This window comes from Sorangium sp. So ce145 (genome assembly GCF_051525985.1).
GTDB lineage: Bacteria > Myxococcota_A > Polyangia > Polyangiales > Polyangiaceae > Sorangium > Sorangium cellulosum_B.
Window position 1 is genome coordinate 10,442,521 of sequence record NZ_CP150315.1, and the last position, 12,720, is coordinate 10,455,240.

Below are 12,720 nucleotides of genomic sequence, written 5' to 3' on the forward strand. Positions count from 1 at the left end.
ATTTCCTGTGGGTAGCAACTTTTGCGCCGAACGGCAATTGTCTGCTCGAATCGATGTTTTCCAGGAGCAATTGGAACATCGCGAGGGGGGTCCGGCGCGTCGCGCTCTGCCAACCGCCGGCTGGGCCGGCGGGCGTGCCGGCGTTGGACGGCGCACCGGCGTCCACATTCTTCGGCGCCGGCTTCCCGGCGGCCGTCCCGCGCTCGGGCGGGCACTCAGCGCGAACCATGGGGAAGAAACGGCGCGGAGGGAACGGAGGGTACGCAGAGAACGGAGGCAATCAGGCAAGGGGATGCAAGGGAAGCAAGGGGATGCAGGGGGGCGCGGCGCCGGGGGCCCCCCCCAACGCTCCGCACGCCGCTGACTCGGCCTTGCTTCTTTGCTAGGGTCCCGCCTACACATTGACATCGGCGGCCCCTCGCGGTCGTCCGGTGGAGGCGGGGACACGCGCGAGCGTGCCCCGTCAACCGTTTCTCAGGCTGCATCAGCGGACGAGACCGAGCGGTTCCATGCTGCGCACGCGTATCCGGGCAGGTCCCCTCGCCGGCTTCGTCTTGAGCGCCCTCTTCGCGGCGTGCTTCGCCGTGCTCGGCGTGGGCGAGCTCTTCATCCCTGCGCTCACCCCCGAGATGGGCATGCCTGCGCCCGTGACGCTGCGCGTCCCGTACGGTCCGCGGATCGTGCGCGACACGCACGACGGGAGCTTCACGCTCTCGTACGAGCACAGGCGCGTGATCGTGCCGCGCGGCACGGTGCTCTCGGAGCACAACGAGGATCACGACGCCGCGATGGCGTACGAGACGGTGCGGCGGATGCGGCGGCCCGGGCTCGGCGCGCGCCTCGCGAGCATGTACGCCATCTACCTCATCGTCTGCCTGATGCTGACGGTCTACCTGCGTCGCTTCGGGCAGAACCGCGTGCGGCTGCTCCGCACGCAGGTGGGCATGTTCGTCCTGATGACGGGCTCGCTCATCGTCGCGAAGCTCCTCCTGCTCTTCACGGCGCTGCCCGAGTTCTGGATGCCGGTCGCGGCGCTCCCGCTCTGGGTGGCGATCGCGTTCGATCGGCGGACCGCGTTCCTGGTCGAGGTCGGGGTCGCGTTCATCGCGTCGTCGCTGCTCCGGTTCGACGTCGTGCTCCTGTCGGTGCTGCTCGTGCGCGGCATCGCCGCGACGATGTTCTTCTTCAAGCGCAAGGGCTCGCGGCAGCTGCTCGTCGCGGGCAGCCTGGCGGGCATCGCCGGCGCGATCGGGTTCATCGCGCTGACCGTGCTGTTCGAGGGGAGCTTCGATCTCGGCGCCGATCTGAAGCGCTGGCTCGGCTCCAACGTGCTCGCCTGCATCGGCGGGGGGCTGCTCGTCGGCGTGCTCGGTCGGAGCCTGAGGGAGCCGGCCGAGCGGGCGATGGGGCACGTTCCCCGCGACAAGCTGCTCGACCTCACCGACCTGGAGCAGCCGCTGCTCAAGAAGATGGCGGCGGAGGCGCCGGGCAGCTGGGAGCACGCGCGCGCGATGGCGAACCTCGCCGAGGCCTCGGCCGCGGCGATAGGCGCCGACGCGCTGCTGACGCGCGTGGGCGCCTACTACCACGACCTCGGCAAGACGGTGCAGCCCAAGTACTTCATCGAGAACCTCCCGCCCGGCGAGCGATCGCCGCACGAGGAGCTCGATCCGGAGGTGAGCGCCGACGCGATCATGGCGCACGTCGTGATGGGCACGAAGATCCTGCGCGAGGGCAACATCCCCGAGCCGGTGGTCGAGTTCGCGTACACCCACCACGGCACGCAGGTCGTCGAGTATTTCTGGCACAAGTGCGTCGAGCAAGGGAACCCGAAGGACCTGACGCAGGAGCACTTCCGCTACCCCGGCATGAAGCCGCAGACGAAGGAGACGGCCATCCTGATGCTCGTCGACTCCATCGAGGCGGCCTCACGGACCATCTGGCCGCCCGAGCACAAGAAGTTCGAGGAGATGATCCAGCGGGTGATGTTCTCGAAGCTCGCGTCTGGCCAGCTCGATCAATCCGGGCTGACGATCGAGGACCTGCGCATCATGACGAGCCGGATGGCGTCGACGCTGGTCAACATGTACCACGGGCGCATCAAGTACCCGTGGCAGCGCGAGAGCGATCGCGCCGGGCACACGCCTGCGCCGCCGACGGTCACGCCGCACCCCACCCGCCCCGGCACGCCCACGCCCGTCCCCACGTCCAGCGCGCCGGGTCGGGACGGGAGCGCCGCCCCGCCGCCCTCCTCGAGCGTCAGGGGAGCTGCCCCGCCGCCCCCCGCGAGCACCCGGGGCGCTGTCCCGCCGCCCCCCGCGAGCACCCGGGGCGCCGTCCCGCCGCCCCCCGCGAGCACCCGGGGCGCTGTCGCGCCCGTCGTCGTGAGCGAAGCCGGAGGGCCCGTGAAGGACGAGGGCCCAGCGGAGTCCGTGCGAACGCCGAGGAAGACGCACTGAGCAGGCCGGGCGCGCCGCGCGCTCCCGCGGAGGCCGAGCGGCCTGCTCGAGGAAAGGACGGTCCGATGCCTCCCACGATCGAGCAGAGCTTCATGAAGGCCCTCTTCCACGGCATCATCGCCGAGGACATCATCTTCCCGTATCCCGAGATGCCCGCCGAGGACCGGGAGACGACGTCGATGATGCTCGACAGCGTGCGGCGGTTCTTCGCGTCGAGCGTCGACAGCGGCCGCATCGACCGGGAGCACGCCATCGATCCGGGCGTCCTGGACGAGATGAAGAGGCTCGGCCTGATGGGCCTGCAGATCCCTTCCGAGCACGGCGGCGTCAACCTCAGCAACATGGCGTATGCGCGCGTGATGCAGGAGATCGGCGGGCTCGACGCGTCGATCGCCGTCACCCTCGGCGCGCACCAGTCGATCGGCTTCAAGGCGATCCAGCTCTTCGGGACGGAGGAGCAGAAGCAGCGCTATCTCCCGAAGCTCGCGACCGGCGAGTGGATGGCGGCCTTCGCCCTGACGGAGCCGGGCGCCGGCTCCGACGCCGCGGCGATCAGGACGCGCGCCGAGCTGTCGGCCGACGGCTCGTACTACACCCTGAACGGGTCGAAGATCTGGATCACGAACGGCGGCTTCGCCGACGTCTTCACGGTGTTCGCCCGGACCTCGGCGCTCGAGGAGGGCAAGAAGCCGAAGCTCACCGCCTTCATCGTGGAGCGGAGCATGGGCGTGAAGAGCGGGCCGAACGAGCAGAAGCTCGGGATCCGCGGCTCGTCGACGACGGAGCTCTTCTTCGACGACGTGAAGGTCCCGCGCGAGAACGTGCTGGGCGAGGTCGGCAAGGGCTTCAAGGTCGCCGTCGAGGTGCTCAACAACGGGCGCCTCGGGCTGTCGGCGGGGTGCGTGGGCGCGTGCAACACGCTGATCCGGATGGCGCTCGACCGGGTCCAGGAGCGGCGCGCGTTCGGCCGGAGCATCGGCGACTTCGGGCTCATCAAGGACAAGATCGCGACGATGCTGGCGCACACGTACGCGCTCGAGTCCATCACGTACCTGACGGCGAGCCTCGTCGACGCCAAGGTCCCCGACTTCTCGATCGAGAGCGCGATCTGCAAGGTCATGGGGAGCGAGACCCTGTGGTTCGTGGTCAACGAGACGCTCCAGATCGCGGCCGGCATCGGCTACATGGAGGAGTACCCCTACGAGCGGCACCTGCGCGACGCGCGGATCAACATGATCTTCGAGGGGACGAACGAGATCCTGCGCTGTTTCATGGCGCTCTCCGGGATGAGCGGCCCGGGCAAGGCGCTCGCGGACGTCGCGAAGGCGATGCGAGAGCCCATCAAGGGCTTCGGGCTGCTCAGCGATTTCGCGCTCCGCAAGGCGCGCTCGGTGCTCGGGCGCGAGCGGATGTCGAAGGCGCACCCGCTGCTCAGCCGGGAGGCGGTGATCTTCGAGGACTGCACCGCCGAGCTCGCCACCCACAGCGAGGACATGCTCCGGAAGCACGGGCGGGAGATCGCGGAGATGCAGTACGCGCAGCGCCGCATCGCGGAGATGGCCATCGACCTCTACTGCATGGCCGCGTGCATCTCGCGCACGACCCGGGCCATCGAGCGGCGCGGGGAGGACGGGGCGCGGCGGGAGATCGATCTCACGACCGTGTTCACCGGCATGGCGCAGAAGCGGCTGAGGCAGCACGTCGCCGACTTCCAGAAGAACGACGACGAGCTGCGCAAGGCCATCGCGGTGCGAGCTTACGCGGATCGCGCCTACCCCTTCGACATCCTGTAATCGCAGGCTGCCGCACCTCGACGGACATCGATTCACCTCAAGTCACATCGATTCACACGGGCGCCACGCGCGCTTCGGCGCAGTACGCTCATTCATTGTGAGCTGCGCTCTGTTTCGGGACGTTTTCAGCTCACCGCCTGGACGGATTGCTCTATAGTTTGATCAGGCGTAGTATTGGCGGTGGGCCCTTCGACAGGAATCGGGTGATCACTTGTCCCAGGCTAGAGCATTGGGTGGCAGGTGCGGAGCCATGAAGGAGACTGCTGAAGGTCGTGCCGTCATGGACAAGTACCGTCTCGAGCGCAGGCTCGGAGGCGGTGGGATGGGAGATCTGTGGCTGGGCTTCGATATCAAGCTCAGGCGGCGGGTCGTCATCAAGTTCATCCGGAGCTTCGCGGCGACGGAGCCAGAGCTCGTCGCCCGCTTCGAGCGCGAGGCCCGCGCGTCCGCGCGTGTCCGGAGCCCCTATGTCATCGAGACCTATGATTACGGCGTCGATCGCGGCTGCGCGTTCATCGTCATGGAGTACCTCGAGGGAGAGGACCTGAATCGCCGCCTCGAGCGCGAGGAGCGGATCCCGCTCGCGCAGGCGACGGCCTTGTTCACGCAGCTCGGCAAGGCGCTCGACGCGATCCACGCCGCGGGGGTGATCCACCGGGATCTGAAGCCGGGGAACATCTTCATCACGTCTTCGGCGGGCGACGATCTGGTCAAGGTGCTCGATTTCGGCGTCGCGAAGTCGTCGTGCTCGCGCGATCGGATCACGAAGACGGGCATGGTCCTCGGGACGCCCAGGTACATGAGCCCCGAGCAGACCATGGCGCCCAGGCAGGTCGATTACAGGAGCGATCTCTGGTCGATGGCGGTGATCCTCTACCGCGCGATCACCGGCCAGTGTCCCTTCGCGGGCGCCAACATCAATGAGCTGGTCAGGCACATCTGCCAGACGTCGTTCCCGAAGGCGTCCAAGCTCGCGCCGGAGCTCCCGCCCGGGATCGACGCGTTCTTCGCCCGGACGTTCGAGTTCGATCCGGAGGCGCGGTTCCAGTCGGGCAAGGAGATGATGGAAGCGTTCTCCGCGATCGTGCAGGTGCCGACCTCCCCGCCGTCGTCGGAGTCGCCGCGCGCGATCCCCGTCCCGCCGCCGTCCGAGCGGAGCGCCATCGTGAAGCGGAGCGCGGTAGGCGCGGTCGCGGCCCCGCTTCGCTGCGCGGTGGATGATCAGACGACCATGGCCGCCATGCTGGCGGCGCCGGCGAACGACCTCGGCAGCCCCACGGCGACGGACGCGGCCGTCGAGCCCGCCTCCGCCTCGTGCGACCGGCACAGCGAGGTCGTTCTGGACAGCCGCGTCCTGCCGCCGCTCCGGGTCCCCTGGATGGTCGCCGTCGGCCTGCTCATCGCGGCCGCCTGCGTTGTCTTCCACAGCGTGGCTGAGGGCGCGCCGTGGTCGCTCGAGGCCGCGGAGAGCCCGGCGGCCGGAGGACCGTGATCTCGCGGGGCGTCGCGACGCCGCCCTGACGCTCGTATCGCCGGCCATCGCCGGGGCGCGGCGGCGCCGTTACCGCGCGCTGGTCGTGGGCGCGTCGGTGATGCCGGACGTCCACTTGAGCTTCGGGGCGCCCTCGTCGATCCAGCGGTCGCGCACCCGGCGCGCGAGCTCGGGGTGCTGGGTCGACTTCACGGCCATCGCGGCCACGAGGCATGTCCCCGGCCACGACTCGTAGACGGCGATCGCGCCGACGTACTCGTCGCTCGCGAGCACCGAGTCGACGCTGCCCTGGAGGACCTTGAACACGAGCGGCCGCACCTCACCGTCGATCTCCTGCGTCGTGCGGATGATCTGCGCCTCCCCGAGCCGCACGCCATAACCATCGGCGAGCGGCGCGTTCTTCGCCCAGAACTCGTCGAGGCAGCTGTCGGGGTCGCTCGGCCCCGTGGTGGTCGTGTAGACGACCGACAGGGCGGCGTAGTGCTCGTCGCCGTACCGGAAGGTCGCGCGCGTCGGGTAGGTCAAGATCCGCACCCTGCGCCAGCTCTTCCAGTCGACCAGGGGTACGTCGAGCGTGTTGAACCGGTCCTGCCGCCTTCCCCACGGCTCGGCCAGCAGCCGCTCCAGCGCGGCCCGCTCGGGGTCTGCCGCGTCGCCCCCCGGGTTCTCGCGGGTGACCGACGCCGGCGTCGGAGGCAACCCCGGCGGCCTCGTCGGGGGGGTGCTGCTGCAGGCGACGAGCGCGAGGGACGCGAGGACCGGGACCACCGGCGCGGCCCTCCGGCGGGTGGACGAGCGCGCAGTCGACCTGGAGCAGGACATGAGCAACACGAGCCTCGGCGAGCGGCCTCATCGACGGCGGTCACGCGGGCGGATCCCGCGGCGCCGCTACAATCCGACCTCGCGCATCGCGATTTTATTCTTGTCGAAGACGCCCAGACCGAGCTCGCCCGCGATGCGAATGTACGAAGGTTCACGGCTCGCCTCTTTCAGCGTGGGCAACCCGTTCTCCTTGCGCCACGTCTCGACGACGCCCCAGCCGATCACGTCCATCGCGACCGGATCGGTCGTGGCGTAGACCGACTCGTGGAGGACGCGCCGCTTCGGGTTCTTGTCGAGCGGGCCCTGGTCGTAGATGAGCTTGAAGCCGTCCGTGATGTGCAGGCGGACACGGCTCTTCACGATGTCCTGCCCGTAGAGCTCCGCGATCTGCGGGCTCGCGGTGTGCTCGTGGAAGGAGTGCGGGTTGATGGTCGCGCCGTGGGTGATGTTCTTGAGGCAGCCGGTATAGCCGCAGATCGAGTGGTCCTTGATCAGCGAGACGTTGATCACCGCCGTCGCCTGGGTGAACGGGCGCACGAACTTGGTGGGGATGCCGCAGACCGAGATGCTCGGCATCACCGCGTCCTTGTTCTCGTGAACCGCGGCGCGGATCCCGGCCGGGAACTCGGCCGCCGGCTTGGCGCTGCGGTCGGCGCAGCGGGTGCCGGCGAGGAAGGACGGGTACTGCTCGAAGATCTCCACGTTCTCCGCGGGGACGCCGGCCGCGATCACCCCGCGCACGATCTCGAGCACGAGCTCCTTGTTGGTGGCCATGGTCGCCCCCTTCTGGCCGGCGATCCCGTTGGTCTTGATCGCCACGCGGTCGTCCTTGTGGACGAACCGCGCGAAGGCGGCCCCGAGATCGGCCTTCCCGGTGAGCTCGGCCATCGCCCGCTCGAGCATCACCTTCGCCGCGGACGCGTCGGGCCAGAGGCCGTTCGGCTGCATCGAGTTCGACTTCGTGACCTTCACGATCTTCCCCGGAATGGAGAGCGGCGTGAAGCCGGGGGGCGGCGCGGCCGCGAGGCTCAGGGGCGCCTCCGCGAACGCCGCACGCGGGCCGAGGAGCGCGGCGCCCGCGGCACCGGCGACGAGCCCGCCGAGGAAGCCTCGGCGCGAGCGCCCCGCGGGGCCGGGATCAACGAAGCGACGGGGATCGTGGGGCATAAGACCTCGTGGTGAGCGCCTCGCGGCGGCGGTGAATGCCGCCGGTCGCGGGGCGCCCGGGGCGCTGATGGTAGCCGAGCTTCTCGCTCGAGACACGGCGCTCGGCCGCCCGGCGGCGAGGTCGACCGCGCCGCGCCGACCGCGCCGCGCGCCTCCGCCATGGCGGCGCCAGGCCCCGGAGCGCCTCCCACCCGGGATTTTGCTCGGGTTTCCAGGCAATCGCGCGCCGGCACGCCGCTCGCTTGGCGGTGGCGGCGACGCCGAGGAGACGAACGCCGCTCACGGGTGCGCGGAGGACGACGTCCTTGGCACGAGACGGGAAGACCGGAAGGAGACGCGGCACGATGCAAGCGACATCGAAGGGGACAGGCTCGCCCGCCGGGCCGGCCGATGCAGCGCAGGACGACGAGGTGATTCGCCCGTGGCGAGAGCGGGCGCTGGCGGCGCTGAGGGACTCGGCCTGGACCGCGCTGGGCGGCAAGGTCGCGGCCTACATTGCGGGGTTCTTCGCGCTGGCGCTCGTGGGCTCCGGGCACGCGCTGAGCCTGCTCCCGGCAACCCCGGCCCGCCCGGCAGACCCGACCGCGGAGCTGGCGATGGTCGCCGGCGATCCAGCGCCGCCCCAGGCCGGAAGCCCGCCGCCCCAGGCCGGAAGCCCGCCGCCCCAGGCCACCTCCGAGCCCGGCGCCGACGCGGGGGCTGCAGCGGTAGAGCCGCCGCCCAGCGATGGCGGGGCCGGCGCTCCCGCGGGCGGCGGCGTGACCGCCGACGGAAAGGTCGTGCTGAACCTCGCGACCGAGGCGGACCTCCGGCGCCTTCCCGGCGTCGGCCCGGCGAAGGCGGCCGCGATCCTGGCGCTGCGAGCCAAGCTCAAGCGCTTCCGGAAGGTCGATGACCTGCTCCGGGTCAAGGGGCTGGGCCGGCGATCGCTGAAGCGGCTGAGGCCGCTCGTGCTCGTCGATCCGCCTTGACGCTGGACGCGAGCCGCTGCGCCAGCTCGCCGCCTCGGTCGAGCCGTCCAGACAGGGAGTCTGCCAGGACCGGTCAACGCGCGGTGCGTGAGATGTCGAGTCGAGGCGCGCTCGTTCTCTTCGGTATCCCCGCGACGAGATCGCGCGCGCGACTCCAGACATCGCGGACGCGGCGCGCGGCCACTCCCCGGGATCGGCGCGGTCTGGCGAGCTCTCGCGCGGATGCCCCCTTGCCCCCCCGGGGCGCTCGGGCACACTGCGCCGCGATGCACGTCCACTTCGTCGCCGTCGCGGGCACCGGCATGGGTGCGCTGGCGGGGCTCTTCAAGGCCGCGGGGCACGACGTCTCGGGCTCCGACGTCTCGTTCTACCCGCCGATGGGGCCGGCCCTCGAGCGGTGGGGCGTCCGCCTCTTGACCGGGTTCGATCCCGCGCACCTCGACCCCCGGCCCGATCTCGTCGTGATCGGCAACGTCTGCCGCCCGACGAACCCCGAGGCCCGCGCCGCGATCGACGGAGGCATGCGGGTGACCACGATGGCGCACGCGCTCGCGGATCACATGCTCGCCGGCCGCTCCCCGCTCGTCGTGGCCGGCACGCACGGCAAGACGACGACGAGCTCGATGTGCGCGTGGATCCTTCACGAGGCGGGCAGGGACCCTGGCTTCCTCATCGGCGGCCTGCCGAAGAACTTCGAGGCGAGCTTCCGCCTGCCCCGGAGCGCCTCGTCGGCGAGCGACCGCCGCGGTCTGCCGCTCCTCGGCGAGGCGGGCGCCGGGCGCCGCAGGACGCCGTTCGTCGTCGAAGGCGACGAGTACGACACCGCCTTCTTCGAGAAGACGCCGAAGTTCTGGCACTACCAGCCCGAGGTGGGCGTCGTCACGTCGATGGAGCACGATCACATCGACATCTACCCCGACGCCGCGTCCTACGAGGCGGCGTTCCGCGGGTTCGTCGAGCGGATCCCGGAGACCGGGCTCGTCGTGGCGGCCGCGCACGATCCGCGGGTCGTCGAGCTGGTGTCGCGATCGGCGCGCGCCGAGGTCGCGTGGTTCGCGCTCGAGGGCGACGACACGCACGGGCGGCCGCCGCACTGGCTCGCCGCGCCCGCGGAGGCCGGCGAGAGCGGCCAGTCGTTCGATCTGTACGCCGGCGGCGTCCTGGCCGGGCGCTTCGCCCTGCAGATGCCGGGGCACCACAACGTGCGCAACGCCATCGCCGCGATCGCGGCCGCGGCGCAGGGCTTCGGCGTGCCGCTCTCGACCGCGACCACGGCGCTCGCCGGCTTCGCGGGCGTCAGGCGCCGGCAGGACCTCCTCTTCGAGGCGCGCGGGGTCCGCGTCTATGACGACTTCGCGCACCACCCGACCGCGGTGGACGAGACGCTGCGCGCGCTCCGATCCAGGCACCCGGCAGGCGCGCTGTGGGCGGTGTTCGAGCCGCGCAGCGCGACCGCGTGCCGCGCCCTCCACCAGGAGCCTTACGCGCGCGCGTTCGAGGCGGCCGACCGCGTCGTGCTGGCGCCGCTCGGGCGCCCGGACATCGCCGCCGGCGAGCGGCTCGATCTCGACAGGCTGGTGCGCGACATCGAGCGCGGGGGCAAGCGCGCGGAGGCGGCGGCCTCGGTGGACGCGATCGTCACCGCCATCGCGCGCGACGCGCGGGAGGGCGACACGATCGCGCTCCTGTCCAACGGGGCGTTCGGCGGCATCTACGAGAAGCTCCGCGGCGCGCTGTCGGCGGGGGCGCGATGAGCGCGCGCCGATCAGCCGAGCTGCACGAGCTTTCCGAGATCGCCCTGCGCGTCGCCGAGGAGGCGGCGGCGCTCGTCCAGGCCGGGTTCCGGGCAGGGCCGCGCGGCCTGCGCGTGGAGGAGAAGGGGCCGCACGATCTCGTGACCGAGTTCGATCGGGCGAGCGAGGACCTGCTCGTGGCGCGGCTCGACGCGCTCACGCCCGGCGTCGCCGTCGTCGGCGAGGAGCAGAGCGCCGCGCGCCGCGCGGAGCCGCGCGGCGGGCTCGTCTGGTACGTGGATCCGCTCGACGGCACGACGAACTTCGTCCACGGCCATCCGTTCTGGTGCGTGTCCGTCGGCCTGATGGAGGACGACGTGCCCGTGGCCGGCGCCGTCGTCGCGCCCGCGCTCGGGCTCCGCTGGACGGGCTTCCGGCCGCGCGAGGCCGCTCGCGCGCCGGTGAGCACGGCCGCGATCGACGGAGAGGCGCGCCGCAACGGCGAGCGATGCGCGGTCAGCGCCACGGCGTCGCTGGAGCGCGCGATGGTGGCGACCGGCTTCCCGCCGATCCGCGACCGGGCGCCGGACAACAACTTCGACGCCTTCATGACCGTCAAGCGCAACGCGCAGGCCGTGCGTCGTTGCGGCAGCGCGGCCATCGATCTCTGCATGGTCGCGGACGGAGCCTACGATGCGTACTGGGAGCGCCGGCTGCATGCATGGGACGTCGCCGCCGGAAGCGCGATCGTGCGCGGCGCGGGCGGCGTCATCACCGCGCTCGACGGCGGTCCGCCGAACTACCACACAGGCAACATCGTGGCGTCGAACGGCCTCGTCCATGCCCCCATCGTCGCGCTGTTCTCTCACCCGGGCTCGCCGACCTGCTAGGCGCCGGCGACCGGCGAACGCGGCCATCAAAACATGAGAACCTGCGGAAGAGCTGTTGACGGAGCCGCCCAGTGAACTATCCTATGGTTGTTCCCTCTGCCGACTTCGTGAGGCGCTGGACGATTGAATCCCGAGTAAGCAAGAACCAGGGAGCCAGCAACGATACCGTGGTGAGCTAGGCCCGGAACCATTCACCGGGAAGCCTGAAGCGGTACTTAGGCTCCCACCTAGCAGCTATGCTAGGGGTTCAAGTCCTTCGGCCCACGTCCTCGGCGGTACGGAACATCTCTCCCCTGCGGGCCGTCCAAGCGGCCCGCAGTTTTTTGATGCCCTCGACATGCGCCCGGCGACCGGCGCACCGCGGCATCACGTGACGGCGGGGGGTACCCCCGCCTGGGCGCGGCGCCGCGGCGCTCGCGGCACCGGACAAGGCCAAGCACACCGCACGAGAAACGGGAGCCCGGAGGGCGGCGCAGGCGGGGCACGCGGCGCGCGGCCCGGCTTTTGTTTCCGTTCTCATCCCCCTTCCGGTAGCTTCGGGCCTGCGATGGATACGAGATCCCCTCGATCTGCAGGTGCGCAGCACGACGAGCAGCGCCTGCTCGTTGGCGCAGCGCGGTTTGGGTCGTTAGGCCTCCTCGCGCGCCGCCTCCCCGGCAGCTCGCGCTTCGTCCGGCGCCTGGCCTTGACGCTCGCGATCCTCACCGTGCCCGGGGCCGCCCTGGCGGCGGTGACGATCAAGGGCCGGGCCACGGGCATGCCCAAGCTCCTGAACCCGGTCTGGAACGAGGCCAAGGACCCGAAGGCGAACCGGTACACCTTCCGCGAGCCGTCCCCGACCGTCCGCGCCGATGTCCGCGCGCTCTTCGGCTACGCGCCGAAGGAGCTGTGCATCGCCGCGCTCGGCGAGAAGGGCGCGCCGCTCAAGACGCCGCGCTCGATCGTCATCGCGGGCGGCCGCACCTCCCCGGTGACGATCGTCGTCGCCGAGGGCCAGCAGATCCAGTTCGAGAACCAGGACCCGTTCCCGCACAAGATCTACGACGTCGGCAACAAGGGGCTCCAGCCGGTCGAGATCGCCGCGGCCAAGACCCGCGCCTGGACACCGCCAGGCCCCGGCAAGTACGAGCTCCGCGACCAGCTCGCCCCGAGCGTCCGATCGTGGATCGTCGTCGAGCCGAGGGCGGTGGCCGTCGCCTACCCGGATCGTCAGGGCAACTTCGCCATGGAGATCGAGGCCGGCACGTACACGCTGCAGGGCTACTTCAACGGCGAGCCGGTCGGGAAGGCCATCGCGGCGATCGTGAAGCCCGGGCCGGACGAGCAGTTCATCAGGGAGCCGGTCGTCGTGGGTGAGACCGGCGGACCGAGCGCGGAGGCTGGAAAGTAGGCC

At 70.8% G+C, this 12,720-nt stretch carries 9 protein-coding genes and 1 other RNA gene; 8 read left to right on the plus strand and 2 right to left on the minus strand.

Annotation, left to right across the window (positions count from 1 at the left end):
• Positions 1–509: 509 nt before the first annotated feature.
• The 3 genes from WMF34_RS38810 to WMF34_RS38820 all read left to right on the plus strand — a co-directional run bounded on the left by WMF34_RS38810 (position 510) and on the right by WMF34_RS38820 (position 5,744).
• Positions 510–2,459 (plus strand): HDIG domain-containing metalloprotein, encoded by a 1,950-nt coding sequence (locus WMF34_RS38810; RefSeq protein ID WP_437990943.1) that lies wholly within the window; start codon positions 510–512, stop codon positions 2,457–2,459.
• 65 nt (positions 2,460–2,524) lie between these two features.
• Complete coding sequence (locus WMF34_RS38815) at positions 2,525–4,252, plus strand: acyl-CoA dehydrogenase family protein (protein ID WP_012240234.1); 1,728 nt, start codon at positions 2,525–2,527, stop codon at positions 4,250–4,252.
• Between the two features lie 280 nt (positions 4,253–4,532).
• Positions 4,533–5,744, plus strand: a complete 1,212-nt coding sequence (locus WMF34_RS38820; protein WP_437990944.1) for a serine/threonine-protein kinase — start codon at positions 4,533–4,535, stop codon at positions 5,742–5,744.
• Between the two features lie 69 nt (positions 5,745–5,813).
• Here the strand turns inward: WMF34_RS38820 and WMF34_RS38825 are convergent, their stop codons facing one another.
• Both WMF34_RS38825 and WMF34_RS38830 read right to left on the minus strand, forming a co-directional pair.
• On the minus strand, positions 5,814–6,566 hold the full coding sequence (locus WMF34_RS38825; RefSeq protein ID WP_012240236.1) for a hypothetical protein: 753 nt from the start codon (positions 6,564–6,566) through the stop codon (positions 5,814–5,816).
• A 66-nt stretch (positions 6,567–6,632) separates the two neighbouring features.
• Positions 6,633–7,733, minus strand: coding sequence for a DUF362 domain-containing protein (locus WMF34_RS38830; RefSeq protein WP_437741988.1), 1,101 nt, complete (start codon positions 7,731–7,733; stop codon positions 6,633–6,635).
• 344 nt (positions 7,734–8,077) lie between these two features.
• On the opposite strand from WMF34_RS38830, the gene WMF34_RS38835 reads away from it, so the two are divergent.
• The 5 genes from WMF34_RS38835 to WMF34_RS38855 all read left to right on the plus strand — a co-directional run bounded on the left by WMF34_RS38835 (position 8,078) and on the right by WMF34_RS38855 (position 12,717).
• Positions 8,078–8,704: a ComEA family DNA-binding protein gene (locus WMF34_RS38835; protein ID WP_437990945.1), complete on the plus strand. Its 627-nt coding sequence runs from the start codon at positions 8,078–8,080 to the stop codon at positions 8,702–8,704.
• A 266-nt stretch (positions 8,705–8,970) separates the two neighbouring features.
• Complete coding sequence (locus WMF34_RS38840) at positions 8,971–10,458, plus strand: UDP-N-acetylmuramate--L-alanine ligase (protein ID WP_437990946.1); 1,488 nt, start codon at positions 8,971–8,973, stop codon at positions 10,456–10,458.
• Positions 10,455–11,327 (plus strand): inositol monophosphatase family protein, encoded by an 873-nt coding sequence (locus WMF34_RS38845; RefSeq protein WP_437990947.1) that lies wholly within the window; start codon positions 10,455–10,457, stop codon positions 11,325–11,327. Before WMF34_RS38840 ends, WMF34_RS38845 begins: the two co-directional genes overlap by 4 nt.
• 90 nt (positions 11,328–11,417) lie before the next feature.
• A non-coding RNA gene (ssrS, locus tag WMF34_RS38850) (6S RNA) lies at positions 11,418–11,610 on the plus strand.
• A 402-nt stretch (positions 11,611–12,012) separates the two neighbouring features.
• On the plus strand, positions 12,013–12,717 hold the full coding sequence (locus tag WMF34_RS38855) for a hypothetical protein (RefSeq protein ID WP_437990948.1): 705 nt from the start codon (positions 12,013–12,015) through the stop codon (positions 12,715–12,717).
• Positions 12,718–12,720 lie beyond the last annotated feature (3 nt).